The sequence below is a fragment of the Candidatus Woesearchaeota archaeon genome (assembly GCA_016928155.1).
Taxonomy (GTDB): domain Archaea; phylum Nanobdellota; class Nanobdellia; order Woesearchaeales; family JAFGLG01; genus JAFGLG01.
The window spans coordinates 138362-164038 of the sequence record JAFGLG010000009.1 but is presented as its reverse complement, the minus strand read 5'-3'; the positions used below and the strand labels follow the sequence as shown (position 1 = coordinate 164038).

Here is a 25677-nt window from a genome sequence, read left to right as displayed (position 1 = left end):
TATTATGAATGCTCCGGTTTATGTTAGGGTTGAGGAATATCGTGATGTCTTGGATGCCATGAACATCATCAAGGCCAAGATAAACAAGGCAAAGGCTACGCTTGCGAAGCTGAATGAGCTCAAGAACAAAGAGGATAATGAGCTTGCCTATTGGAAGAATGCGTTGGATGATGTTGACAAGAAGGTTGTCTACATAGATAAGTCATTGTTTGAGCCAGAGACTGTTTAAGATGCAGACTGATGGTGTTTTTCATATAAGGATTAATGAACCTATTCTTGTTAGGCGGACCTTGCTTGAGGCATCGAAGTCTCTTGTTGAGGCCCTTCATTCTTATGAGCGTTTCAAGGCTTTGAGGATCCAGAAGATTGAGGCGGTTGTTGAGCTGAGGCATGTGATGCGTGAGATAGCCAAGCTTATGAAAGGCCTTGAGAGGGAGCTTCCCAAGACCAACCTGAGAGCTTCTCATCCGAAGTCCTATTCTGCTTCCTCTGCTGCAAAGCCGGCTGTGAAGCTCAAGACAGAGCCTAGATCAGCCCCAGACCCTTATATAGCCAGTGAGATTGATCGGCTTGAGAAAGAGCTCAATTACATCGAAAGCAAGCTTGATAACCTTACAAAACCTTAACTTTTAAATACTATTTCTCTTCCCTTTTAAAAAGGATTAGCTGTTTGTATGCGATGTCCATGGGATTGGAGCGTAACAAAATCCAACTGGAATGGTATATACGGAAATCTTTGATTTTCAGATATCCGGAAGCGTGCTTCCGTATGTCAACTGAGATATCATTTGCGGAGTTGCCGGAGTGGTCAAACGGGGCAGACTCAAGACAGGGTGCTGAGGTTCGCTGATGGCGATACTATGAAGCAGCCCGGGTGAGCCATCTGTTGGCTTAGTGCCTACGCAGGTTCAAACCCTGCACTCCGCATATTTTTCTTTAAAAAGTGCAGGTTTGATAATCTCGATGAGCTTGCGAGTCGGGATTATCTTTATCTGCACTCCGCATTGTTTCTTTTCCATTTTGTCTCTTTTTTATTTTGTTTATTGTCTATTTATATGCAGTTTGACCTTTCCAGCATAAAAATATTTAAATAGGACCAAGCCAGAGTATCGGTAGGGGGGATTATTATGAAATTGACATTGGCTGAACCTAAATATCTTAAGGATAGCATCTCGATCATATCAGATCTGGTGAATGAGGCGCGTTTCAAGATCACACCGCAGGCCATTGAGCTTGTTGCCATGGATCCTGCCAATGTTGCCATGGTGATTTTCAAGCTGTTTTCTTCAACATTCACTGAGTATGCCGTGTCTGGCGATGTTGAGCTCGGCATCAATCTTTCTAATCTCAAGTCCATCCTTAAGAGATGCGGTCCCAGTGACATGCTTTCTCTGGAGATGGAGGATAACAACAAGCTCAAGATAATCTTGAAAGGGAAGGCCACCAGGACTTTCAGCATTCCGATAATTGAGCTCGATGAGCGCGAGCAGAAAGTGCCTGACCTGAAATTCCCGATATCTATCATGACCTCAAGTGATAACCTGAATGCTGCTATCGAGGATGTCGATGTCGTTGCTGAGTCTGTGCAGTTCATCTGCGAGCCTGGGAAGTTTGTTGTTTCTGCAGAAGGTGATCTCTCCAAGGCCAAGATAGAGATACCTCCTGATGATGATACTAAGATCCTGAATGAGACAGGCTCCACTTTGAAGGCCAAGTATTCTATCGAATATCTCAAGAAGATGATGGCTGGCTCCAAATTGGCGGATAAGGTCAAGGTCCAGTTCAATTCAGATTATCCTCTCAGGATAGAGTATAGCGCCATTGACAGGGTCCATCTCGCTTTTATCTTAGCTCCAAGGGTAGAGAATGATTGAGATGAGATTTTTTTTGTTTGCTTTGTTGCTTGTATTGGTTTCTTCATCTGTGTTTGCTGAATCTCTTGATTTTGAGATCGAAGGGGCTGTTCCCAATAATTCTGGTCAGGATTTACAGCCGCTGGATGAGCATGATGCAGTTGTCGACGGGCCATCAGGGTCAGAAGCCCCTGAGGATGCTGAAGATGGGCATGCTGAGGTCCATCACAAGACCATCCCATTGAAGTATTATGTCAGCTTCATATCTGTCCTTCTTTTGGTCCTTATATGGTTCTCTATAAGGATGATGCTGAAGTCTTACTGATTTTCTCTAATATGTTTCCCACCAGGTAGCAGCTTCCTGTTATCAGGAGTATGTCTTTCTTTCCAGTGATGCTGATCCCATATCCATAGGCTTTGGTCGGTTCCTCGAATTTCTTTGCTTTTATGCTGTAATTTTCCAGCTCTAACGGCTTGTAGTCTGACTTGGTCAGGATTATTTCATCATATCTCGGCAGGTTTTTCAGCATCGTTTCATAGTCTTTGTCTTTTGAGCATCCGAATATTATGTTGAGCTTTTCATGTTTGATCCCTTTTATGTATTCGCTGATGGCCTTTATGCCGTCTGAATTATGGGCGCAGTCGAATATGATGTTTTTCTTCAGATGATATGCCCGGCCTTTCCAGTCGACATCCATCAGTCCTTTCTTGATATGCAATTCTTTGATTCCGAGATATCTGCTTGCTTCTTCTGCTATCGCTGCATTCTCTTTTTGGAAATCCCCTTTCATGTTTGTCTTTGTTTCTGTCAATCCGCAGATTATCAGCGGCGCCCCCCTTTTTTTGCATTCATGGATCAGTGTCTCATTGTTCCTGTTGAAGTTTGCTGTGAATAAGGGGGTGTCTTTTCTGAGGATCCCTGCTTTTTCTCTTGTTATATCATCAAGTGTCATCCCCAGATGGTCTGTATGGTCAAGGCTGAGGCTCGTGATTATTGTCAGTTTGCTGTCGAATACATTTGTTGCATCAAGCCTTCCGCCCATTCCGACTTCAATGATTGCATAATCAACTTCCTTGTCTGTGAAGTACTGTATTGCAGCGAGTGTCAGGAATTCGAAGAATGTCAGCTCTGTCTTTATCCTCCGGAGCCTGTTGATGTATTCTTCAAGCTCTTTGTCGCTTATCTCTTCACTTCCTATCCTTATCCGTTCATTCACCCTTACAAGATGCGGGCTTGTGTACATCCCGACTTTGTATCCGGCCTCTGTGAGGATGGAGTTCAGCATGGCGCAAACGCTCCCTTTGCCGTTTGTGCCTCCCACATGCAGCACTTTGAGTTTCTTCTCCGGATTTTTTATCTCAGAAAGTGCTTTCTTCATATTCTCAAGACCCAGTTTGATCCCGAATTTTTCAAGGCTCCATAGATATTCTAATCCCATATTAGTCTCTCTTCTTATGTTCTTTTTATACCTTATTATATGCCTTATTATATTGTTTTTATATCTCATTATATTATTTTTATACCTGATGGAACTTTTTTGCAATATGGAATTTTTGCGCTTGTTTTGCGCTTATAAATGAGTGCAGATTTTTCACAGAAATCTTTATAAACCGACCCTTGATGAGGAGAAGTGCTAAAAGGGGGTATTTATGTTATTGAGATCTGCTGATTCACTTGTTTTTGATTCGATTCAGAAGGAGCTTGCCAGGCAGCAGAATGGTCTGGAGATGATCCCTTCTGAGAACATTGTTTCTATCCCTGTCCTTGAGGCTCTCGGTTCTGTTTTTACGAATAAGTATTCTGAGGGTTATCCCAAGAAGCGCTATTATGGTGGCAATGAGTTTGTCGATGAGATTGAGCTGTTGGCCATTGAGCGTGCGAAGAGGCTTTTCGGTGCAGAGCATGTCAATGTCCAGCCTTTGAGCGGTTCTCCTGCCAATCAGGCAGCATACAATGCCATGATGGAGACAGGTGACAAGCTGATGGGTTTGAAGCTGGATCATGGCGGCCATCTGACTCACGGCCATAAGGTCAATTTCTCTGGCAGGCTCTATAATGTTGTCCCTTATGAAGTTTCTAAGGATACTGAAATGCTTGATTATGATGTTATTGGGCAGCAGGCTGTCAAGGAGAAGCCTAAGTTGATTGTGGCAGGCTTCACAGCATATCCGAGGAGGATAGATTTCAAGAGATTCAGGGAGATAGCTGATAGCTCTGGCGCTTATCTGATGGTCGACATGTCTCATTTTGCTGGTCTTGTCGCCGGTAAGGCTCATCCGAATCCTGTCCCTTTTGCTGATATTGTCACCACCACCACCCATAAGACCTTGAGGGGTCCCAGGGGTGCTATGATCCTGTGCAGGGAAGAGTTTGCTAAGGCTGTTGATAAGGCTGTCTTCCCTGGTCTGCAGGGTGGTCCTCATGATCATGTCACTGCTGCTAAAGCTGTCGCTTTCGGCGAGGCATTGAAGCCTGAGTTCAGGGATTATGCTGAGCAGATTGTCTCTAATGCACAGGCTCTTGCTGGTTCCTTGGTCAAGAGAGGTATCAGGCTTGTGTCTGGCGGTACAGACACCCATCTTTTGCTTGCTAATTTAACTAATAAGGGCATTCCTGGCAAGGTTGCTGAGTCAGCCCTTGATAAGGCAGGTATCTATGTGAATAAGAACACTATCCCTTTTGATCCAAGGACTCCTTTTGATCCTTCTGGCATCCGTCTCGGCACACCGACCCTGACTTCAAGAGGCATGAAGCAGAAGCAGATGGAGCTTGTGGCAGGTCTGATCTGTGATGCTCTTGATGGCCACAATGATGAGGCGTCTCTGCTGAAGATAAGGGAGGATGTTTTGCTTCTCTGCAATGAGTTCCCGATATACAGGGGGTTGGTCTTATGATCCCTTCTAATGCAGAGACCTTCTCTGGAGAGGAGAAGTCCCTTCTGTCCAAGCACGTCACTAATATTGATAAGGATATTTATTGCATCAAGAACCTGCCTGAAGAGGTCATTGCTGTTCTCTTTGCTTATGTCTCAAGGAGCCCTCTTTCTTTCAGGAGGAATCTGATAAATTTGATAGGTTCAGGGGACCTTGATGTGCACGAGGTCAAGGACATTTACTCTGATGATGCAAAAGGTATTGAAGGGGCGAAAGAGAAGGCGCAGAAGTTCCATGATAAATGGGTTGTCGGTTATGGTCATAGCTCTGTTGCTGAGCACGCTGACCTGAAGTTTGCGGTCGAGAATGTCTCTATCATAGCGACTAAGGTGCTTGAGGATAACAGGCTTGGCCGGTATACTGAGAAATCTTCAAGGTATCAGATCTTTGATTTCAATCATTTCTACAAGGATCCGGTCATCATGGATTCTGAGTTTAGGCAGGATTTTTTGGATTTGATGGGGTCTCTGTTTGCTTTCTATCAGGAATTGATACCGGTCATGACTGAGCATATCAAGAGGAAGAATCCCAAGCCTGATGATATGAAGGACAGGCCTTATGAGGCTTCTGTCAAGGCAAAGGTCTGTGATATCCTGCGGTACATCCTGCCGGCTTCTTCTTATAGCATGCTGGGTATGAGCTTCAATGCCCGTGTGGCTTCAAGGGCGATAACAAAATTTCTTTCTCATCCCTTGTCTGAGATAAGGGATATAGGCAGGAGGATGCTTGAGGAAGGCAGGAAGATATGTCCCACTCTTCTGGAGTTTGCTCTCTTCAACAAGTATATCGATGAGACAAACAGGTCAATGATGTCCTTGTCTGATGATATTTTTGAAGGCACGAGTCCTGTTGTCGGGTCTGATGTTGATATTGTCGGGTGCGATCCTGATCCAGACATGAGGATAATAACCGCGATCTTGTATGAATACACTAATCTTTCTTATCGTCAGATAAGGAAGTATGTTGATAAGCTTGATCAGGCTGCAAAAGAGAGGATTTTAGACGAATACATGTCCAGGATGCAGTTCTTTGATTATCCCTTGAGGGCTCTTGAGCATGCTTATTTTACTATGGATATCGTGGTCGATTACGGTGCTTTCAGGGACATCCAGCGTCACAGGATGTGCACTCAGACAAGCCAGTTATTCAATGCTGACCTTGGTTATGATGTCCCGTCAGAGATTTCTGAGATCGGGGAGGAGGGGCGTTTCAGGGATCTGATGGAGAGGTCCAGATCCCTTTTTGGGAGGATCAGGGAGAAGCATCCTCACGAGGCCCAGTATGTTGTTCCTTTTGCTTTCAGGAAGAGGGTTCTTTTTACATGGAACTTGAGAGAGCTTGAGCATTTCATCAGGATAAGGTCTTCTCAGCAGGGTCATATTTCATACAGGCGCATTGCCATTAGATGCCATGAGGAGATCGAGAAGAGGTTCCCTTTGTTGGCGAAATATCTGCGTGTCGATAAGAAGGATTATGCTCTTGAGAGGATCGGTGCTGAGCTTCAGACAGAAAAGGTTTTGGAAGAGGCTAAGAGGAAGTATGGCAAAGAGGTCAGGCTTGCCCAGGACCAGAGATGATTCTTCACTAATATGTTACTATAAGTTCTTGTTTTAAATTTATATGGTTTGCATGGTAAAGTTTTTTATACTGCAAATCATCCCACTTTTGTCTTGGGGGGTGGGTTGTGAGCATTATGCATTTTAGTGTTGGTAATATGATCCCTTTTGGGGGTATGTCAGTATTGAGCATTGCGAAGCTTGTTTCCTCCTCAGTCTGTGACCTTGGCTTTGTCGCCTCTCCAAATATTGCCCTCCCCTCTTTTTATTTGGGGGTATGAACATGGATTTTGTGCCTGTCAGGAATGTATTGGTCTGCATGAATGATACTCGCGGCTTGGCTGATTTCAGTTCCGCGCTGTTTTCTCTTAATCCTGATTTGAAGGTTTATGCTTCTGACTCAAATTCAGCCTATTTTAAGGATAGGGATGCATCCTTTTTCAGCTCTCAGGATCTCAGGCCGGGGGTTATCCATTCAGATCTCTATGGGATGATATCCAGGCTTTATGATGGTGGTTTTGATCTCGTTGTTGCTGATCTGCCGGGTCATCCAGGTTCTCTTCAGGACATCAGCATATACCCGCATGCCTTGTTGCGCCTGTCAGGGAAGATGTTCGGTTCATGTGCTTCTGTTGCTGACCCGGGGCAGTATGGTCCTTTGCTGATGATGCTTGAGAAGGGCAAGTATAAGACAGGTGTTGCATCCCTGAGTCTTGATGACAGGCTTCTTATGGCTTCTGCAGTTTTCAAGTCGACATCAGGATATGATAGGTGTATCGCCAGATATATTGAATCGCAGCCTGTGGCAGGCGGGGATGTTCCTGTATCTTCTGTCATCTTTTCGCTGAATTCATCTTCTGTTTCCCCAGAGCATGTAGATGACCTGAAGAGGAACAGTGTCAAGCTCATTGACAGTGATGGCCAGGGTTGTCTGGAAGGGGGGCGGGCTGTTGATTTAAGGTCTCTGTTTGGTCTTGGTGATGTGTCTCAAGGCCTTGTCAGGCTCCATCCGTCTGTCTTGCTTTCTCTTATGGGTTCTCATGGTGAGGTTGTGGATATGCTCTGCGCTGACCTCCCCCATGTGATGCCTTACTGTGTCAGCAGTCGCAGCGAGGCGCAGAAATTGGTGGATGTTGGCACAGTGGCCATGATAAGGTCTGCTGCTTCAAATCACAGGAGGGCTGTCGTGCTTTCTGCAGAGTTGCATCATTATCTTCTGTCTGATAAGATTTTTTCTTCTCAGAGCCGGTATGATCTGGCTGTGGGGGCTTTTTTTGCAGTCGCTGATTATGATGCTCGGATAAGCAGGCTTTTCGATGGTCTGCTGAAGAATTAGGGTCTGTGTCTTCTTGCGTCCATTCAGTATTCTATCCCTTTCCTTGCAGGTATACCCTTCATGAATGGATGCTTCAGCAGTTTCATCTCTGACGCCAGGTCAGCCTGCTCTATGATCTCTTTTGGTGCATATCTGCCTGTCAGCACGAGTTCACAGTGTTCATGCTTGCTTTTTATGAGATTGAGCAGTTCTTCTGATGTGAATATGTTCCTCGCAAGGCAGACTATTATCTCATCCAGTATCACTACATTCTTGTTCGGGTCCTTTATCACTTCTTTCGCCCTTTCAAATGCTTTCAGTGCGAGTCTTTTCTCCTCCTCATCCTGCAGGAAGCACCACCTGCATTCTCCGCATTCGACATCTTCCCTGTAGAACTCCACTTTGGGTATGCCTTCGAACCCGCCGAGTTTCAGCTGTTTCTTCTCTTTTATGCATGGTTTTCCGTACTGCTCGAATGTTATCTGTGGTATATAGTTTGATATGGCGAGGAACTCTCCTGTATAATAGCCTCCTTTCAGGAATTGGATCACATGGACATTGAGGTTCTGGCCTGCTGAGCGCAGTGCTATGCCCATCGCCATTGTCGTCTTCCCTTTTCCATTGCCTGTGTATACATGCACAAGCCCGAGTTTTTTCTTGTACATCTTGGTCAGACCTGGCTGATCAGACAGAGCATACCGAAAATCCGCAGGAGTGGCATTTTGCGCATCCTTCTTCCCGTGACAGCTTGGTATTGCATTCCGGGCAGATGCCTTTGTCCAGGAGTTCTGCTTTGCTCATGGCCTCTTGCTGTTTCTTCTCTGCATATGCTTTCTCCATCTCTGTGGATTTCTTGTTGACTTCGCCTATGTTCAGGACTTGATTCTCCCTGCTTTTGTCCCTGTAGATTGTTATGCCCTTGCATTTGAGCCTGTATGCCAGGAGATAGCTCTTCTCCACATCCTCGATTGTCGCATTGCTCGGGAAGTTTATTGTCTTGGATATTGATGCATCCACATGTTTCTGGAATGCAGCCTGCATCCTTATGTGCCATTCAGGTGTTATGTCCTGCGCTGTGACAAAGACTTTTCTCATGTCTTCCGGCAGCTCCTTGAATCCCTGTATTGTGCCTGCTTTTGCGATTTTCCTCATGAGTTCAGGGGAGTCGAGGCCTCTTTTTTTGATAATTCTCTCGAATATCTTGTTTGTGTATACGAGTTCTGTGCCGTCCATCACATACTTTATGTATGATATGGCGAAGTTGGGTTCGCATCCTCCTGATGACTCAGCAAGCATGCCTATTGTGCCTGTAGGTGCTATTGTCAGGCAGCATGCGTTCCTCATTTTCCTTCCCTCCTTTTCATGGTCGCTTCCTTTCCAGGCTTCATATGTCCCCCGTTTCTCTGCAAGCTTCTGGCTCATCATGTAGCTTCTTTCTTTCACGAATCCCATGAGCTTCTCTGCCATCCTGAGCCCTTCATCTGAGTCATATGGTATGCCGAGCTCGTAGAGCAGGTCTGCGAATCCCATCACTCCAAGGCCTATCTTCCTTGTTCTCTTGTTTGCCGCATTGATCTCTTCTACCGGAAGCTTGTTCATGTCTATGACATTGTCCAGGAAGTGGATGCAGCTGTCAACGCATTCTCCGAGCTTCTCCCACTCTATGTTTTTTCCGTCTTCTGTCAGGAACCTTTGCAGGTTTATCGAGCCCAGGTTGCATGATTCGTATGGGAGGAGGGGCTGTTCGCCGCAGGGGTTTGTGCTCTCTATCTCTCCGAGGTTCTTTGCTGGGTGGGTCCTGTTTATCTCATCTAAGAATATCATCCCGGGATCCCCGTTTTTCCAGGCGTTCTGGACTATCATGTTGAAGATGTTCCTTGCCTTGTACCTTCCGACCGGTTCCCTGTTCCTCGGGTTGAGCAGGTCATAGTAGTCGTCTTTCATCACCGCTTCCATGAATTTGTCTGTTGCAGCCACTGATATGTTGAAGTTTGTGTAGCTTTTCATGTCGTTTTTGCAGTTGATGAATTCTATGATGTCAGGGTGGTCCACCCTGAGTATTGCCATGTTGGCCCCTCTCCTTTTTCCGCCTTGCTTTATGACTTCTGTGGATACGTCGAATATCTTCATGAAGCTTACAGGCCCGGATGCGACCCCTGCTGTGCTTTTCACAAGGTCATTCTTCGGGCGAAGTTTTGAGAATGAGAATCCTGTCCCTCCTCCGCTCTTGTGTATTATTGCTGCATCTGTGAGTGATTTGAATATGCCTTCCATGGAGTCATCCACAGGTAGCACGAAGCACGCGCTCAGTTGCTGTATCTCTGTCCCTGCATTCATGAGTGTGGGTGTGTTTGGCAGGAATTCAAGGTTTGCCATCATGCTGTAGAATTTCTCTTCGCTCTGCTTTGGGTCCTGCCCGTAGTTCTTGTCTGCTGTCGCGATATTCCTCGCGACCCTCCTGACAAGCTCTTCAGGTGTCTCTTTGAGGTTGCCTTCTTCGTCTTTCAGCAGGTATCTTTTCTCAAGGACATGGAGCGCGTTCTCTGTGAAGCTGAGGTTCGTGTCTGCCTTCTCTATGCCGCCGAGGAGGATTGCGCGCCTCCCTCTCTCTTCTGATTTCTTTGCCCTGTATAATATGTAGGCTTTTGCTGTCCTTGCATGCCCTGATTCTATTAGTGTTTTCTCTACTGCGTCCTGGACTTCCTCGACTGTCGGTATTGTCCTGTTGTCAAATTTTTCTTCAAGTGCATCAACGACCTTTTCGGCAAGATCATTTGCAGTCTTCTCATCCTGCCCGCCTACAGACTGTGCCGCCTTGAATATCGCTTTGGAGATCCTGGCCGGATCGAATTCGACTGTCCTTCCGTCCCTTTTCTTGATTTTCCCGATTGACAACGTCTTCATTTTATACCTCCTTTTTCCCGCAGATTTTGTGTCTATTTCAGCATCTTGAGCTCTTTCTCGAATGAGCTGATATCCTCAAACTCGCGATATACTGATGCAAACCTGATATATGCGATCTTGTCAAGCTTCTTGAGCTTCTTCATCGCTATTTCGCCTATTTTCTTGCTCTGGACCTCTTTTGTGTCAAGTTTCCTTATCTCTGATTCTATCTGCTCTGCGAGTTCATCGATCTTTTCTGTGGGGACAGGTCTTTTCTCGCACGCTTTCAGCAGTCCTCTCTTGAGCTTTTCTATGTCAAATTTCTCTCTTCTGCTGTCTTTCTTGACAATCACGATATTTATGTCTTCGACCCTTTCGAATGTGGTGAATCTTTTTTGGCATCTGAGGCATTCCCTTCTCCTCTTTGTCACGCTGCCTTCTGTGTCTCTGGAATCCAGGACTTTTGTTTCCTCGTTCTTGCAGTATGGGCATTTCATTTTTGACCTTCATGGAGAAGACGTGGTTCTGTGGTTGTGGTTTTTTGCTGTTTCATCATTCATCACACTATCTTGTTCAACTGTTTAACTATTGCACGATAGTTGCAGAACACAACATCTAGTGCCTATAAATAGATTGAAATACTATATGTAGTGAATTTTTCAGGATTGGTTTATATAGATTTAGGTTCCAAAAAATATTATCATATGGAAATTAATTTGGGGATTGCCTGATGCCCTTTCACAAATTTTATATAATCTGCCAAAAAGTCTGTAAAGGGGGTTATGATGATAATAGGTCTTACTGGAAGGAATGGCTCTGGGAAGAGCACTGTTGGCGGGATGCTTAAGCAGAATGGTTTTGCTTTCTTCTCTCTTTCCGATATCTTGAGGGATGAGCTCAGGAAACAGGGTAAGGATATGACTCGCCAGAATCTTATTGATAAGGGGAATGAGCTGAGGGAGAAGCATGGTCCCGGGGTTCTGGGCAGGCTTGCCGTTGCTTTTATGGGTCAGCAGGAAGGTAAGGATTTTGCCATTGATTCTATAAGGAATCCGATAGAGATTGAGGAGCTCCGCAAGAGCAGGGATTTTTTTCTGATAGGTGTCTCTGCCCCCCCAGATGTGAGGCTTGCGCGTCTTAAGGCAAATGGGCGTGCAGAGCATCTGAAGACTCCTCAGGATCTGCTTGACATGGAAGCTAAGGAGAACACATCTAACTCAAATTTTCAGCAGCTTGATAATTGCTTTGCCTTGCGTGACTTTGAGATTGAGAATACCGAGGCATTGGGTGATGTCAGGATAAGGCTCGATAGTATATTGGATAAGATAAATAAGATGAAGAAGGTGGATTAGATGGAGATTATCAGGAAAGAGGCTTGTGTGAAAGAGCATTTGTCAGAGAATAAGACGAAGAAGCTTGTCAGGCCGACTTGGGATGAGTATTTTATAAAGATTGCAAAGCTTGTTGCGACAAGGTCTAATTGTCTCAGGAGGCAGGTCGGTGCAGTCCTTGTGAGGGATAAGATGATAATATCAACAGGTTATAACGGGACTCCCAGAGGCACCACGAACTGTGATGAAGGCGGCTGCAGGAGATGTGCGAATCCTGATGTGCCAAGCGGTTCTGGCTTGGGCGAATGCACCTGTGTCCATGCTGAGGAGAACGCCATATTGCAGGCAGCTTACAATGGGATGCCTGTCAAGGGATCGACTTTATACACTTCTCTGTGCCCTTGCATCTACTGTGCAAAGCATCTGATCAATGCAGGTGTTGTGAAGGTTTTTTACAGCGGCTCTTATGCCATGGATGACCAGTCTAAGTCAATCCTCCGGGAAGCAGGCGTGGAGTTGTTCGAGTATAAGGACAGGGATGTTTAGAAAAGTCAATTAATTCATTTCTTCACTTCTTCCTTTATCTTTTCCCAGTCGATCTCGACGCCGATCTTCTTGAAATAGCGTGTCATGTTCTTGCAGTCCCTTTCGAGAAGCTCTTCTGCATTGATGCTTTTTGTTGTGGTCGACTGGGAGAAATCTATGAGATATGGCTTCTCATTGTGGTTCAGGATGTTGAATTCAGACAGGTCTCCATGCACCAGGCCTGCTCTGTGCAGCCTCTTCATCTGTTCGATGATCAGTTTGAGGAATTTTTTTGCCTGCTTCGGCACCCTGTCTTTCAGTTTCGGCGCAGGTTCGCCTATCATGCTCATCACGATTATGTTGTGCATGCTCGTTATGGGGAGTGGCACATCCAGATTAGCTTCCCGTGCCTTGTGCAGGTTGCGGAACTCTCGTTGCGCCCAAGAGAAAATGACAGTCCTTTTCTGTTTCTTTATGTTCTGGTATCTTAGGTCATATTTGATGTAATCGAACATCTTGTTGAAATCGCAGTTCTCAAGGCGGTATATCTTCACTATGACCTTTTCATCACCTTTTTTTGCTGTGAAGACATTGCTCTCTTTCCCTGTCGCTACAGGGCTCTCCATGCCTTCGAAGTGCCCCTGCGAGAGCAGCTTGAACAGGTTCCTGTTTGTGAATTCATCAAATACATTCCCGTAAGTCTTGAATTTCTCTTTTCCCATGGTCTTTTGATACCTGTTGATCTCTCGTGTATGCTTCCTGTAAAATGCTTCCTGTATTAAGTGATTGTCTTAAGTGATATGTATTGAGATAATCACTATTTAAATCTGACCGGGCCGATTAGGCACCATGAGCAATAGTAACATTTATTAATGATTTTAGGTTTTTTTGCTTAAAAACAGGCAAATTTAGGAGGATTAAAATGGTATCAAAAAAATTATTACCCTTAGCGGCTATGGAGCACATATTGAAGAACGTCGGTGCAGAGAGAGTTTCTGACAAGGCAAAAGAAGTTTTAAAGGAAGTTGTTGAAGACTTCGCTTCAAAGATTGCTAAAGCAAGCGTGGAATTTGCCCGCCACAGCGGCAGGAAGACAGTTAAAGCAGAGGATATCAAGCTTGCTTCTAAGAGCCAATAACTCACTTTTTCTTTTTTATGATTGAGATTGTTGCTTTTGGCAAGATTAAGAATCAGAATCTCAGGATTCTTTATCAGGATTATCTGAAACGCATATCAAGATTCTCAAAAGTGAGTTCAATAGAGCTTAAAGAAGCAAAGGACAAGAATCCCATGAAGATTCAGGCTTCAGAAGCTGAATCCGCATCTAGATATATTGAAAAGACCTCAAATTACGTTGTTTGCATGGATCCAAAAGGCAAAGAATTGACCTCTGATCAGCTGGCAGACCTTCTGAAGACCCACCCTGATTCATCTTTTCTCATCGGAGGCCCTTATGGATGGGACACAAAAGTCAGGGAACTCTCACATTTCGCCTTTTCACTGTCAAAATTGACCTTTTCTCATGATTTGAGCCGCCTAATTCTCGCTGAACAACTATACCGCGCCCTCACAATCATCAATAACCACCCTTATCATAAGTGATCCACCTTCTCAGCTCTTCTATCCTCATTTTCCTATCTCGACCCTATTTTCCCTCATTTTTGCGTCAATTGTGAGTCATATTATTCATTTAACTCTCACTTTTTATAATTTCTATATTGAAATTTAACTATTTTATTGATTTTTCATGTCCTTTGTTTGATATTCATCTTAATTATTTTCATATATCTAGACCTCACTTTTATTGTTTATAATATTGAAAATAATATATTTCTAGATCAAATTTGCCTAGTTAGCCTTGTTCATACACCACATAAAGGCCTTAGATGGGATTTCATGAGAATATCAGGAATATCTCTAAGCTATCCATAACTCCTCACTCTTTGTCTTTTCTGATCCTTTAAACTGAGTATATCTCTAGGTTGGAAATTAGTGTGATTTTTGTTATTATCTATATAGAAATTAATTATTTAGCATAATCCACTCAACCTATATTATTTACATTATGGAAAATAATATCTTCAAAATTTCATCAAGAAACCTTGCTTTTTTGTTCAAATCCATACTTTTTTGATCAATATTATTTACTATATTGAAATTAAGAAATATGGATAATAAATATTCTTCTATATGGAAAAGATTTAAAGTGGCAGATCTAATATATTCTCCAATCCATATATCCTAGAAATAATAAAAACCATCAAAACAGCCCGTCTAAACGACTAATCGCGTCTAATTTAGTCGACTAGTCGACCATAGTCGACTATACTTGTCTCAGTCTTGTCTCAATAATTAAGCCATTATAGAGCCTATAAAGCCTATTGATACGACTAAACCCGTTTAGTCGACTAAACAATTATATTTTATAAAGTTGCTCCATATGTCTTGAGAACTAAATATTAATAGGTTAAAGCCGTTTAGACGCGTTTAAACGCCAAACTAGTCGACTAAACGCGATTAGCTGTTTAGAAGTATCTTCTTTAAGCGCTCTTCAAGGTAAAATACCTTTCCTTTAAGGCTTATATGCTCTTTTAGGGGGAATCCTTTGTTCTTTATGCTGTTTATCTGGTTTTTGACAGTATTTGGGCTCTTATTGGTCAGAATAGCCAGATCCTTATAGGTAAGGCCTTTTTCTGTCTTGCAGAGCTCAAGAAGTATGGTCTTCTCAGATATGCTCAGATCCCGTCTAAACTCGTCTAATACCCCTTCAGGAGCTGTTTTGACAGGTGGGGATATAGGTTCCGGGGCCTTCTCTATGGGCCTTTTAGAGAGTTCCTGCTCTAAGAATTCTGTAATATGTGCCTTTAATTCATGTTTTATAGCCTCTTTCTCATGCTCAGGAACTCCTTTTTGTGCTTTTAGAGCCTCAATTTCAGTAGAAATATGTGAAAAGTGAGAGTTAAGCTCCCCTAAATTATGGTTTAATTCCTTTATATAACCAATCATCTGGCCATTAAATTGGTTGAAATGATCAATCCATCCTTTCAAATGCTCTATGTCTGTTTTAGAGATGAAATGTCCTTGCTTTAGCTCATGTAAAGTGTTTTTTGCATCTTTATTTTCAGAATGAAGATAATTTAGCCAATTATTTATATTAGAGACATCATATTTGACTTTTGTGAATGCATAGTGCATATCATCCTTATTGACGATTTCTGCTGTCTCTTTTTTTCTGAATAGGTCAAATAAACCCATTTTACACCCCTATTTTTCCCTTTTTATATTCCTTTTTTAAGCTGCCTTTCCCTTTAATAAATTTGTCAAAATCTGATAGAAAGTGAGATATAACCCACCTATTGCTTGTATAAGCACTGATTACATGGTGCCTAACCTGTCTTGCTTCAAGCCATATTGTGTCAAATATCTCTGCATTCAGGTTCTCTCTGATCTTGGCCTTGGTGTATCCCCTTTTCTTCAGTCTTCTGTTCAAGGTTTTTATATCACATCTCGTGACAATGCAAAGATCCACATATTTCTTTGGGAGGTAATGTGAAAGATGAGAATCAATGACTAACCCTTTTTCTGATTCCCTGATTGCCTTGATCAGCGCCTTATTCAGTCTCTTTGCATCTATTATCTTGCATCTCCTTTTGCGATCAAAGCCTTCGCTCAGTCTCTCTTTTCTGATTATCTGATTTACATCAACATACCTGGATCCTGACATCTTTGCGAGCCTCTTGGCTATGGTTGTCTTGCCTGTCCCTGGCGTCCCTGTGACTGTGATGACTTTATGCTTCTTGCTCATCTTTGTTGAAGACTCCTCCTGATTTGAATAATCCGATCATCTTCCTTGTTGGAGGGAAGAGAGGCTTCGGCAGATTGTCCAATGGATACCAGCCAACCTCAATGAATTTATCAGGCTCCATCACCTTTGGCTTGCCTTTGAATTGTGTTGCTTTCATGCATATTGTGATATAATGTGTGCCCCATTCCTTGACTAGGTCATTTGTGATCCCGAAGCATTCTGCCTCTCCGATATCCATGTCTGTCTCTTCTTTTGCTTCCCGTTTTGCGCATTCCTCGAATCTCTCATTGAGCTCCAGATGTCCCCCTGGGCAGCACCACATCTCATCTCCATGGGTGTTAGTTCTTTTGCCAAGGACTATCTTGCCCTCTTTTTCAATGACCACTCCCAGTCCGACTCCCGGTCTCTCCATTTTTTTCATCTCAATCCACCTTGTTCCATATTTCATAAAAATAATTTATGAACATATTTGACAGTTCTCCTGATTTGATCATGAAGCTTATAGGCTTCTCCCCGAACGGCGTGAACAGCACCCTGTCTTTGAGTATTGTGATATTGGTCAATATCGGGAAATCCGCAATCTTAAGTTTGACCTTTGCCCCTCGCTCTCTTATTTGTATGTGTTTTGGTAGAAGCCCCTTGACTATTGCTCCTTTCTGTAGTCTTGCTTCATCTAGGTTCTTGTAGAATTCATGTACAATATCATATTTTTGGTCCTCAGAATAGAAGCTGAAGAACAGCCATTCATCCCCTTTCTTCAAGGATCCCACCGCATCATATATCATGTTCTTGAATCCTGCCAGGCCTTCATATACTTCTGCTTCTGGCAGATTTGTGCTCATTTCTCTTTTTAATTCCAATTCAGGCAATATTGATTGGAATTTTCTCTCTCTTTCCTTTATTGATGTCAGTATGTGTTTAGGATCCGCTGCCTGATAATATCTTCTCTTGCCTTTGAGCACAAAGCTGACATACCCTTTTCCCACAAGTTTCTTCAATGTTAGATGCACTACTGAATTTTGTAATCCTGTTTTTTTCAGTACAGGGCCCGCTGTTGTGTTCCCTAGTTCCAGCAGCGCCAGATATACTTTGGTCTCTGCATTTGTGAATCCTATTTCTTCAAATATTGAAACATCCATTTTTGGTATCTATAATTGGAGAACAAATATTTAAATATTCCCCAAATTATTAACTACTCTACAATGGTCAACAAAACCCAAAACCAGCTAAGTGGATTATATCACAATGTTAAGGATGCTTATTATGGTCTGGCTAGGAAGGCCGCATCACTTGCCTTAGCTGCTACATTTGCCATTCCTTTTGCTGGCCAGCTTCTAAGGGCAGATCTTGTGCCTTCAGCTCATGCAGATGAGTTCAGGGTCTGGGAGACTGTGGTTGATACTCCTTTGAATCTGGAGTCCGCAACCACCTTGCTTTACACTGCAGATGGTTTCAAGATAGGTGCAGAGCATCACACAGATTCAGACACCTCAACAGGTGCTTTGGATCTGAAACTGAATGACCTTACACTAAAGGCTGTTGCCTCTGATACAGCGGGGGATTCAAGCCCAGTATTCAAGCTGCTCTACTCACCTATCAGGCAGCTCACCATTGTTGCAGGTCACGCAGATTTGCCTGATTCCGATGCAGCTTTTGGTGGTGTGCAGTTCAGGGATGGTGTTTATGGCTTTGATGCACTCATCAACAGGCAGGGTGGCAAGGATGAGTTCAGGGGTGATGCATTCATCTTCTTCGATCCTGTTTTCTTGGGTTATGCGCATCGCAACAGCTCAGACACTTACGTTGTTTCCATGCCGAACGACCATGGACCTGTCTTCAAGGCATTCTTTACAAGAGGCCGGTGTTCTGATCTGAGGATTTATGGTGTGGATGCTTCCTTGGATTCAACTGGTGTTGATGCCCTTACGCTCGGGGATTCAATAGGGATGTTGGATGATGATCTCATGGGCAATGATGCTGAGTTCATCGCATCTAACCCATTCAGGTACATTGTGCCGGAGATGGATCAGAGAGGTAAGGATCTCTGTTTGAGATTTAGATATATCAGCCCATCCGAAGGCACAAGAGATGTCAGCGGAGAAGTGTTGAAGTTTGTCCGCGGCAGATTCTGGCTTGGCGCTTCATACTCAGATGTCAGGGATCCTGATTCGCACACAAGATCTGCCGGTCTCATCGGCGGTTACACCAGGGATGATCTCCAGGTTAGATTAGAGCTTTCCCAGGACTTAGATTCTGGGGACATCAACTCTGCAATAAGGCTTGAGAAGCGCTTCAAATTTTGATTTTTCATTTTCTTTTATATTCTCCAAAACAATAACCTTTTTAAAAGGACTGGTGCCTAAGCCAGAAAATGTTTGTGAGATTGAAGAAGATAAAGGGGGTGCGGTATTCTTATCTTGTCTCCAATACATGGGACAAGAAGCGGAAGACTGCCCGGCAGAAGACACTCAAGTATCTTGGCAGGACTGTTGAGCTTCCCAAGGCAAAGAAGGATTTCTCGAGCTTCATAAACAAGGATATCCAGGCATATATTTCTGAGAATGATTATGATAAGATAGTGGGTGACCTTGTTCTTTTTGAGCTTTCCCAGCATGGCTTCATGATTGATGAGAAAGTCCATCTGGATGGCTATCATTATGACAAGGATGCCAGGATGATCAGGGAGAACTCAAAGCCTGTGTCCCTGAAGATCAATGAGGGTCACATGAATGAGCACACCATCTCGAATCTGTATAATTTCAGGCTTCCAGGCAGATATGATGAGTATGATGATAAGAGGCCTAAGGCCTTGGCTGAAGCTTTTGTTGCAGCCGGCCTTGATGTCCCGAAGGATGTCTTTGTGCATCTCTTTGAGAAGCTATCGAAGTGATTGGCAAAGTGATTGATAATATTATTTTAAAATAATATTTTGGGAATGATGTTTTGGCATTGAAAGAAGGGTGATATGCATGAACAAGCAGGATAAGGTTTTTGTGTTGAGATTGTTTGATCTTTGGATAAGGTATGACCATTATGAGCGCATCATAAGGAATGTTGTTCTTGTCTCTTTCCTTTTTGCAGTTATTATCATCTTCGGCATCTACAAGGGCATTGATTTCCAGTTCGGCATGGGCCTTTTTCTTGCGATCATCATGGTCCTGGGTCTTCCATTGTTTGCTGTGGCAAAGAAGACTGATGATATCTCAAAGAAGGACATCCCTGGGATGATGAAAGAGTTGATGAAAAGATGAATAGGGCTAAGCTCAATTACTTTGTAGATCTCCTGCTGGCAATTTCTTTTTTCCTGGTTTTCTTCACAGGTCTCATAAAGTTCTTGGCTGTGAAGTTTGGCATCATCTTTGGCTGGGTTGATTTCAGGATTATCAACCCTGTTCATGATTTGTCTGGTGTTGTCATGGGTCTTCTTGTCCTTGTCCATCTGATCCTCCATTGGGGATGGATTGCTGCAATGACAAGATCATTCTTCAGGAGGTCTCAATGATCCGTTTAGTCGCGCCCATTCTTATTGTTTGCATGATATTATTGGCAGGCTGCACTGCTGCAGAAGTCACCGGGCCCTCAGCTCCAGAGCCGCAATCATCCTGTCCTTTTGGTATGGCTCTTGATCCTGCTCCTGGTTCATGCAACAGGTTTATTGATGCAGATGATTCTGGTTTCTGTGATCATAGCGAATGAGCGTCTAATCGACTAATCCCTCACCTTCTCTGCTGCCGTTTAGTCGCGTCTAGACACTCATTGCTATTTCAGCAACTGCATGCATCGGCCCTATATGGCTGCTTCCATTAATGAAGACAACCAGAAATATTATTATCAGGAATAATGCTGCAATGAATGAGATGAATGTCATCAATCCACTCCCAAATCCATATCTCAGTCCGATATAGATTGGTGGTCCGAACACTATTGCAAGCATCAGCCCTGCTGCCATCACAGCAATCAGTGGCATGATGAGCTCTTCTTGCCTGCTTCTCATCATCCTGTCCATCCACCTGATCGAGTAGTACATCAGGCTCCAGCTGATTGTGAATAAAAACGCAGATGCTGCCCCAGCTCCTATCACTCTGACAGTCTTGCTCCTTGGCTTTCTTAATTTTATCTTTCCAATAATCAGCACAAGCAGCCACACTACTATGCATGTTCCTAGAAGGCCTAATATTATCTTTCCTTTGTGGATTGAGAACCGGCTCTTTGAGTATTCCCCTTCTACATGGAAGCTCTCCCATGGATCAAGTCCTCTTGCTTCCTTTACATACCCGCTTTGGTATGTTATTGAATTGCCGAATCCTTCTATCGCAGCAGAATCCATCTTTGTTGATGCTGCTTCGAATGAGACAAGGTTCTGCCGATAGTCTATCCTGCTCTCCCCTCCTTTGAGATACAAATCTGGCCCGACATTCACAGCCACTCTTGCATAATCTGTGTCATACTTCCATTTGATGCTTTCGAAGTCAAACCCGAACACCCCTAACTTCTCATCTGCATATCCTGTTGCTTTATAGTAGAGTATTATATCTCCCATCTCTCCTTCTTCCAGTTCATCTTCAAGATAGAGTGTGTACTTCACTGATTTTGATAGGGTCTCTTTGTTGTATTCTATCTTGGAATATCCCGCGCCGACTCTTTGGAGTGTATGTATCATCCTTGATTGTCCTGGCACCTCTATTGTTATCTTCTCAAGCTTTCCATCATAATCAGTTACTTGCAGTTTTGCTCCTACTGTGGCTTCTCCCTCTCCGTCAAAATATACTGAATAATATTCGCTCACTCCAAATCCTTGGGCTGGATATGGCATTGAGGCTGTCACACAGCTGGCCAAAAATATCAAGATTATTGTCCAATTTATGGCTTTCATTTGCATCACCAAAAATCACAAATGTGATGCCTCTATTTATATCAGAAAGTAAGCTTCAGGATGGGTTAAAATTTACACCTTCTCTGTGATGATGAATCTGGATTATGTGCAATTACAAACCAGCTGTAAGTAAATTTTATAAAGAATCCACTTATTTATATCTATATGAGCAAAAAAACAATCACATTTATCTTCATTTTATTAATGATTAGCATTATCTCAATCGGGGCTTTTGTTATTAGAAACAAGCCATCAGTAAAATCATGTTCCTCAGAGGGTAACACAATCCCCATCCCAAATGAAATTTGCTGTAATGGCCTAAAACCAATCAATGGGCAGGGAGGATATCAAGGTGAGTGTCCCGGACCTATTTCCATAGGTGGATTATCAATTTGCGCACCTTGTGGTAATGGTGTTTGCAATACTGAACATGAAGAGAATAAGTGTAACTGCCCAGAAGATTGTACTGGTGAAGAAAAACCGTGTATCAGGGATTATCAGACAGTGGATTTGGATAATTCTGAATCATGTTGCCCCGGATTAAAAGCAATAAAAATTGCCCATTATGAAAAAGATTGTTCTGTGACACCGAGTACGATAGGTGCATCAAGAATGGCTTGTTTTAAATGTGGGGATGGAAACTGTGATGGGGGTGTTTACTTAGAAAATGATTGTAATTGTCCAGAAGATTGTAAATAAACGCTGACATCAAGCGCATGCTTCTCTGCCTTTCTTGTTTACTGGCTGGAAAATTTGACTGGATAAAGCCCAAATTCGCGCAGCGAATTTGATAAACAAAGTCAGGACTGTCAAATTTTCTTTGTGATTATCAGGCCAGGCAGAATTCAACACAAATACAGGGTTTCTGGTTTATTAATCTCTTAAACAGCCTCATTGTCCCCATTAATTTTCATACATGATTAATTTTATTATATTCTTTTTTATACTACTATTAGATAGTAATAATAATAAAATATTTAAAGAAGTCATGTTAAGATATCCGAATGAGCTTATCTGACAGCATCTTGAATCAGCGTGTGCAGGAATCATATGATCGGATTAATTCTTTCACTCCTGATATCCCTTCAGTTTTTGCTTCAGATATGGGAAGATACAATATGATTGCCAACGCTGAAGACATTTCAGATTCTGCTAAGTTTGGTTTTTTTAGTCCAAATATTGCACAAAAGCTCTTGAAATATTCTGTTGTTATCTTAAAATGCGCTGGTATAGCTGGTAGGGTTGAAGAGATTGTTCCAGGTTCGCTTAGTTGGGATCTTGATCCTGTTTACGAAGATACCCCCCTCTCTGATTACAGGGTTCAGTTTGATCATGATTTAGCCCATGTATTCTCAAATCTAGGAGAGCTTGTTGCAGGTATTTACTCTGCCGATAAAGGATTTATGGATGGTTTTGCTAGGATGTTTGATGAGCCTATTGTCAGTCGTGTTGTCAAGTTCCCGGCATATTTTGCTGTTGAATTGCTCATGCATCATGCTGTTGCTCCGGTTTCAGAGAATGATATTGATATCGGGGCCATCTCCACTGATGTATCTTCTTTGGCGCAAGGGCGTCTCTTCCATAATTTTGGTCTTGTGCCTATTGTTGGTCCTGATGATATTCCAGGGGGCGGCAAGATTATTATTGATGATAAATTGAAATATCTCCCTTGTGGTTCTCAAAGCATGTTTCTTAGCATTTTATACAACCTGACTAATAATGCTGCAAAGAAATTTAATGATGATTTCTGGAGGCATGGATCAGATGCCATGCCATATGTTCCGATGATGTCAATTGAGACACGTGAGATAAGGGATGCTTATTATCTCTCTGTGGCTGATTCTGGTGGGGGTGTTTCTCTTGATTCTATCATGAGGAAGGTTGGCTTGATGATTAAGGAGGGCAGGGATATTGTCGGTATTGATCAGAATTTAAGGCAGAATCTTGTCAATTATCTTGATAATCCTTTGCATATGTATCTGATCTCTGCTGGTGATCTGGCATCTCTTTGTATGATCCAGGGTCTTACAGGGATAGGTGATGAGCGTGTTGAGACAGGCAGATCTTCCAAAGGTACAGGTTTTGGTTTGTTTGGTGTCAGGAGGTTTGTTGAGCAATTAGGGGGGAAGCTGTATGCACCTCATGTGTATGGTGCTAATCAGCATTTCATTCTTGTCTTGCCGAAAGACAATAAGAGGTTGCCTGGTCTCAATAGGACAGTGAAACATTGTCCCCTGCCATATCATATTTTGAAAGTGGCTTGATTCATCTCTCTCGGTATGTCCTCAATGCGCATTTCCCGCTCACGCATTCGACTACGAAATCCGGGCATGCCGCGCATCTCACTGCATCGCAGTTTTCAATGGTCTGGTCTATCTGGTTTAAATACCTGGAGTTGATAGCCACAGGACACTGGCAGCACCCCCTGGGTATGACTGTTGTGCATTCGTCTGTTGTTGTGCAGAATGTCATGTCTTCCAATGGCTGGCTGTATTTTGGTGTGCAACCCATTGTCATTAACAGGGTTCCGATCAGGCATATGATCATTATTCTTTTCATCTTATCCACCTTTTTCTATCCATGCTTTGATTTCCTGCATGAGTTCTGGTCTCTTTTCGAGCATCGTTGTCCCATGCCCTATGTCTGAGTATATCTCGAGCTTCTTCGGGTCTGTTGCCAGGCCGTATAATTCTTTTGAGCTCTCTGCTGAGTATGTGTCTTCACTGCTCGTTATGATGTATGCTGGTCTGTCAAAATCATTTATGTTTTCGCTGGTGACCCCTTTGTAGTCAAGTCCGGGGCTCAGCATCACAACTTTTTTCACAAGGTCTTCCTGTATTCCGTACTGCAGTGCGATATTTGCACCTATGGATGCTCCTATGGAATATAGCTCTTCAACCCCTCTTGATTTGAGATACTCCCCTGCAGCCTTCGCATCAAGCACCATGTTGCTGTAATCATTTTCCGAGAACTCTCTCAGGTTTCCTTCGCTCTCTCCATGCCCTCTGAAGTCCGGTGCTATCACCTGATAATCTTTCATGTATTTTGCGAATTCATGCCAGTCATTCCTGTTCCCATTGAGCATGTGCAGCAGGATTATGCCTTTTGTGCTTGGCCTGTCATAGTATGATGCAGCCAGTCTTGTCCCGTCTTCTGCTGTTAGTTCTGCGCGATGTGCTGTCTCATCAGGTCTCATCTGTTCCTTTGTCATGTCTTGCAGGATTTCATCTGCTTGGTCATCCCGGACTTCAGCGCACCCGCTCAGGGATATCATTAAGAAGAATATGATGATTATTGCCTCTTTTCTCATCTATGCCGAAAAGACATAATAATTTAAAAAGCTATTGCTCTGGTATCTGCGCCGTGCATCTTCCTGCTTCGCACACGCATCTGCCACCGCAGTCCATTGTGCCTGGTTCGCAGTTCATTGTGCACATTATGCCTGAGCAGTCTGGCGCGAAATCCTTGTGTACGCATTCTGTCGCATGGCAGCATTCTGAAGGCACGCAGTCTGCATCTTCTGCACACCTTTTTGTCTTCTCCCTGAACTCCTCTTTCACTATTTGCTGGCACTTGTTTGCAAGGCATTTTATCTGGAGGTTGTTCGCGAATCCTGTGCAGAAGTCTGCGCAGTCCCTTTCTTTGTCCACCTTGTCAGTCTGGTGATACTCCCTGTTCCCGAGGAAGCAGTCATTTGTTTCAAGGTCTATGCCTTGGCATATGCAGTCTGCATCTTCTCTGCAGAAGTCTTTTGGCGGGACTGCCTTGTCTGATGGCATGTTCTGGCACCCTCCCAATATCAGCAGGGATGCTGTGAATATTGCTGTAAGAATTATTGCCTCTTTTCTCATTTTCTCACCCTGGTGTATACATATTCCCATATGAGGTAGGTTATCAGTGCAAAGAATGATCCTGCTAGGAACCAGATGATGATGTTGATTTCTGCAGGCACACCAGATGCTGCATTGGCTCCGGCTGCTGCCATGTCTCCTGCTTCAGCTGCAAGCGGGGCCACAGCATCTGCGCTTCTTTCTGCCATCACCCCAAGTGATGCTGTCTGCATCTTTGTATTGGATGCCCCGAATCCGGTGAACATCCTTGAAAGCAATCCTACAATCCCGGCCCCGACTATTACAAAGCCGAACACAGGCAGTATCCTCTTTAGTCTGTCAAGCATGCCCTCTTCTGATGTCGGCGCAATCACGACAAACTGGTTTGTCAAAGAATAGTGGAGCACCTCCTTGCCTTTCTCAGAATAGTGGAATTCATCAGCCTTCACTAGCCTTGCCTGCATCAGATGCTTCATATTGTAGTGCACTGTCGATATCGGGAGGTCGAGCTCTTTCGCTATCTGGCTCTCTGTCTTGTCCCCTTTGGCCAGTAAGTCAAGTATCTGTCTCGATGTCTCATTGCTCAGCACTTGTGCGAGTTTCTTGGCTTTCGCTTCCTGCAGCGACACCAGCATGAATGTCTCTTTTGCCATATCAATTGTAATTATCTGTTGTTTATATATAGTTATTCTTGGCTTCAGTCCTGATTGAAATCACCATAATTCTGATTTTCAGATAATATGTATTTTTATCAGATAATTAATCTGATTTT

32 protein-coding genes and 1 tRNA gene are annotated in these 25677 nt (G+C 43.4%); 19 read left to right on the top strand and 14 right to left on the bottom strand.

The window, feature by feature from the left end; all coding sequences use genetic code 11:
• Positions 1–4: 4 nt before the first annotated feature.
• From JW968_05750 to JW968_05730, 5 genes are all read left to right on the top strand, one after another.
• Positions 5–229 carry a hypothetical protein gene (locus tag JW968_05750; protein MBN1386447.1) on the top strand — a complete coding sequence of 75 codons (225 nt, stop codon included), beginning with the start codon at positions 5–7 and terminating at the stop codon, positions 227–229.
• 1 nt (position 230) lies between these two features.
• A complete protein-coding gene (locus JW968_05745) occupies positions 231–626 on the top strand; it encodes a hypothetical protein (GenBank protein ID MBN1386446.1) in 396 nt (131 codons plus the stop codon).
• A 164-nt stretch (positions 627–790) separates the two neighbouring features.
• Positions 791–927: transfer RNA gene (locus JW968_05740), tRNA-Leu, on the top strand.
• Positions 928–1127: 200 nt separating this feature from the next.
• Positions 1128–1874, top strand: coding sequence for a proliferating cell nuclear antigen (pcna) (pcn, locus tag JW968_05735; protein ID MBN1386445.1), 747 nt, complete (start codon positions 1128–1130; stop codon positions 1872–1874).
• Position 1875: 1 nt separating this feature from the next.
• Positions 1876–2178 (top strand): hypothetical protein, encoded by a 303-nt coding sequence (locus JW968_05730; GenBank protein ID MBN1386444.1) that lies wholly within the window; start codon positions 1876–1878, stop codon positions 2176–2178.
• On the opposite strand, the gene JW968_05725 is transcribed toward JW968_05730, so the two are convergent.
• On the bottom strand, positions 2150–3292 hold the full coding sequence (locus JW968_05725; protein MBN1386443.1) for a bifunctional folylpolyglutamate synthase/dihydrofolate synthase: 1143 nt from the start codon (positions 3290–3292) through the stop codon (positions 2150–2152). The two genes, JW968_05730 and JW968_05725, sit on opposite strands and share 29 nt — an antisense overlap.
• A gap of 211 nt (positions 3293–3503) precedes the next feature.
• On the opposite strand from JW968_05725, the gene JW968_05720 reads away from it, so the two are divergent.
• The 3 genes from JW968_05720 (at position 3504) to JW968_05710 (ending at position 7679) form a co-directional block, all read left to right on the top strand.
• Entirely contained in the window at positions 3504–4748 is a 1245-nt protein-coding gene (locus JW968_05720; protein MBN1386442.1) for a serine hydroxymethyltransferase, read from the top strand.
• Entirely contained in the window at positions 4745–6364 is a 1620-nt protein-coding gene (locus JW968_05715; GenBank protein ID MBN1386441.1) for an FAD-dependent thymidylate synthase, read from the top strand. The genes JW968_05720 and JW968_05715 overlap by 4 nt, the downstream gene beginning before the upstream one ends.
• A 262-nt stretch (positions 6365–6626) precedes the next feature.
• Positions 6627–7679 carry a hypothetical protein gene (locus JW968_05710; protein ID MBN1386440.1) on the top strand — a complete coding sequence of 351 codons (1053 nt, stop codon included), beginning with the start codon at positions 6627–6629 and terminating at the stop codon, positions 7677–7679.
• A gap of 23 nt (positions 7680–7702) precedes the next feature.
• On the opposite strand, the gene JW968_05705 is transcribed toward JW968_05710, so the two are convergent.
• From JW968_05705 to nrdR, 3 genes are read right to left on the bottom strand one after another with little or no spacing between them, the layout of a single operon-like run.
• On the bottom strand, positions 7703–8332 hold the full coding sequence (locus tag JW968_05705; GenBank protein MBN1386439.1) for a cob(I)yrinic acid a,c-diamide adenosyltransferase: 630 nt from the start codon (positions 8330–8332) through the stop codon (positions 7703–7705).
• Positions 8333–8342: 10 nt separating this feature from the next.
• A complete protein-coding gene (locus JW968_05700; protein ID MBN1386438.1) occupies positions 8343–10562 on the bottom strand; it encodes an adenosylcobalamin-dependent ribonucleoside-diphosphate reductase in 2220 nt (739 codons plus the stop codon).
• Positions 10563–10594: 32 nt separating this feature from the next.
• Positions 10595–11038 (bottom strand): transcriptional repressor NrdR, encoded by a 444-nt coding sequence (nrdR, locus tag JW968_05695; protein ID MBN1386437.1) that lies wholly within the window; start codon positions 11036–11038, stop codon positions 10595–10597.
• Positions 11039–11323: 285 nt separating this feature from the next.
• On the opposite strand from nrdR, the gene JW968_05690 reads away from it, so the two are divergent.
• Together JW968_05690 and JW968_05685 are read left to right on the top strand one after the other, a co-directional pair.
• Positions 11324–11893, top strand: coding sequence for an AAA family ATPase (locus JW968_05690; GenBank protein ID MBN1386436.1), 570 nt, complete (start codon positions 11324–11326; stop codon positions 11891–11893).
• Positions 11894–12418 (top strand): dCMP deaminase family protein, encoded by a 525-nt coding sequence (locus JW968_05685; protein MBN1386435.1) that lies wholly within the window; start codon positions 11894–11896, stop codon positions 12416–12418.
• A gap of 14 nt (positions 12419–12432) precedes the next feature.
• Here the strand turns inward: JW968_05685 and JW968_05680 are convergent, their stop codons facing one another.
• Positions 12433–13119: a serine protein kinase RIO gene (locus JW968_05680; GenBank protein MBN1386434.1), complete on the bottom strand. Its 687-nt coding sequence runs from the start codon at positions 13117–13119 to the stop codon at positions 12433–12435.
• A 200-nt stretch (positions 13120–13319) separates the two neighbouring features.
• On the opposite strand from JW968_05680, the gene JW968_05675 reads away from it, so the two are divergent.
• Both JW968_05675 and JW968_05670 read left to right on the top strand, forming a co-directional pair.
• Positions 13320–13535, top strand: a complete 216-nt coding sequence (locus tag JW968_05675; GenBank protein MBN1386433.1) for a histone family protein — start codon at positions 13320–13322, stop codon at positions 13533–13535.
• A 17-nt stretch (positions 13536–13552) separates the two neighbouring features.
• Complete coding sequence (locus JW968_05670) at positions 13553–13999, top strand: 23S rRNA (pseudouridine(1915)-N(3))-methyltransferase RlmH (GenBank protein ID MBN1386432.1); 447 nt, start codon at positions 13553–13555, stop codon at positions 13997–13999.
• Positions 14000–14914: 915 nt separating this feature from the next.
• On the opposite strand, the gene JW968_05665 is transcribed toward JW968_05670, so the two are convergent.
• Genes JW968_05665 through JW968_05650 form a run of 4 tightly spaced genes read right to left on the bottom strand, consistent with a single transcriptional unit; the run spans position 14915 to position 17341 of the window.
• Positions 14915–15652, bottom strand: coding sequence for a hypothetical protein (locus tag JW968_05665; protein ID MBN1386431.1), 738 nt, complete (start codon positions 15650–15652; stop codon positions 14915–14917).
• A 1-nt stretch (position 15653) separates the two neighbouring features.
• Positions 15654–16202 (bottom strand): AAA family ATPase, encoded by a 549-nt coding sequence (locus JW968_05660; protein MBN1386430.1) that lies wholly within the window; start codon positions 16200–16202, stop codon positions 15654–15656.
• Positions 16186–16614 carry an NUDIX domain-containing protein gene (locus tag JW968_05655; protein MBN1386429.1) on the bottom strand — a complete coding sequence of 143 codons (429 nt, stop codon included), beginning with the start codon at positions 16612–16614 and terminating at the stop codon, positions 16186–16188. Before JW968_05655 ends, JW968_05660 begins: the two co-directional genes overlap by 17 nt.
• 10 nt (positions 16615–16624) lie before the next feature.
• The gene (locus JW968_05650) at positions 16625–17341 is read right to left on the bottom strand and encodes a hypothetical protein (protein ID MBN1386428.1); all 717 of its coding nucleotides are present in this window, start codon (positions 17339–17341) and stop codon (positions 16625–16627) included.
• Positions 17342–17404: 63 nt separating this feature from the next.
• Here JW968_05650 and JW968_05645 point away from each other — a divergent pair, with 63 nt between their 5' ends.
• The 5 genes from JW968_05645 (at position 17405) to JW968_05625 (ending at position 19898) form a co-directional block, all read left to right on the top strand.
• Positions 17405–18505, top strand: coding sequence for a hypothetical protein (locus JW968_05645; protein ID MBN1386427.1), 1101 nt, complete (start codon positions 17405–17407; stop codon positions 18503–18505).
• 68 nt (positions 18506–18573) lie between these two features.
• On the top strand, positions 18574–19092 hold the full coding sequence (locus tag JW968_05640; GenBank protein ID MBN1386426.1) for a hypothetical protein: 519 nt from the start codon (positions 18574–18576) through the stop codon (positions 19090–19092).
• Between the two features lie 79 nt (positions 19093–19171).
• A complete protein-coding gene (locus JW968_05635) occupies positions 19172–19453 on the top strand; it encodes a hypothetical protein (protein MBN1386425.1) in 282 nt (93 codons plus the stop codon).
• The gene (locus JW968_05630; protein ID MBN1386424.1) at positions 19450–19704 is read left to right on the top strand and encodes a DUF4405 domain-containing protein; all 255 of its coding nucleotides are present in this window, start codon (positions 19450–19452) and stop codon (positions 19702–19704) included. Before JW968_05635 ends, JW968_05630 begins: the two co-directional genes overlap by 4 nt.
• On the top strand, positions 19701–19898 hold the full coding sequence (locus JW968_05625) for a hypothetical protein (protein MBN1386423.1): 198 nt from the start codon (positions 19701–19703) through the stop codon (positions 19896–19898). Before JW968_05630 ends, JW968_05625 begins: the two co-directional genes overlap by 4 nt.
• Before the next feature lie 49 nt (positions 19899–19947).
• Here JW968_05625 and JW968_05620 read toward each other — a convergent pair whose 3' ends face one another.
• On the bottom strand, positions 19948–21015 hold the full coding sequence (locus JW968_05620; GenBank protein MBN1386422.1) for a DUF1761 domain-containing protein: 1068 nt from the start codon (positions 21013–21015) through the stop codon (positions 19948–19950).
• A 225-nt stretch (positions 21016–21240) separates the two neighbouring features.
• On the opposite strand from JW968_05620, the gene JW968_05615 reads away from it, so the two are divergent.
• Positions 21241–21774 carry a hypothetical protein gene (locus JW968_05615; protein MBN1386421.1) on the top strand — a complete coding sequence of 178 codons (534 nt, stop codon included), beginning with the start codon at positions 21241–21243 and terminating at the stop codon, positions 21772–21774.
• A 305-nt stretch (positions 21775–22079) separates the two neighbouring features.
• Positions 22080–23339 carry a HAMP domain-containing histidine kinase gene (locus JW968_05610; GenBank protein ID MBN1386420.1) on the top strand — a complete coding sequence of 420 codons (1260 nt, stop codon included), beginning with the start codon at positions 22080–22082 and terminating at the stop codon, positions 23337–23339.
• A gap of 1 nt (position 23340) precedes the next feature.
• Here the strand turns inward: JW968_05610 and JW968_05605 are convergent, their stop codons facing one another.
• Genes JW968_05605 through JW968_05590 form a run of 4 tightly spaced genes read right to left on the bottom strand, consistent with a single transcriptional unit; the run spans position 23341 to position 25558 of the window.
• On the bottom strand, positions 23341–23634 hold the full coding sequence (locus tag JW968_05605; GenBank protein ID MBN1386419.1) for a hypothetical protein: 294 nt from the start codon (positions 23632–23634) through the stop codon (positions 23341–23343).
• A gap of 1 nt (position 23635) precedes the next feature.
• Complete coding sequence (locus JW968_05600; protein ID MBN1386418.1) at positions 23636–24385, bottom strand: alpha/beta fold hydrolase; 750 nt, start codon at positions 24383–24385, stop codon at positions 23636–23638.
• A 31-nt stretch (positions 24386–24416) separates the two neighbouring features.
• On the bottom strand, positions 24417–24926 hold the full coding sequence (locus tag JW968_05595) for a hypothetical protein (GenBank protein ID MBN1386417.1): 510 nt from the start codon (positions 24924–24926) through the stop codon (positions 24417–24419).
• On the bottom strand, positions 24923–25558 hold the full coding sequence (locus JW968_05590) for a winged helix-turn-helix transcriptional regulator (protein ID MBN1386416.1): 636 nt from the start codon (positions 25556–25558) through the stop codon (positions 24923–24925). Before JW968_05590 ends, JW968_05595 begins: the two co-directional genes overlap by 4 nt.
• Between the last annotated feature and the right edge of the window lie 119 nt (positions 25559–25677).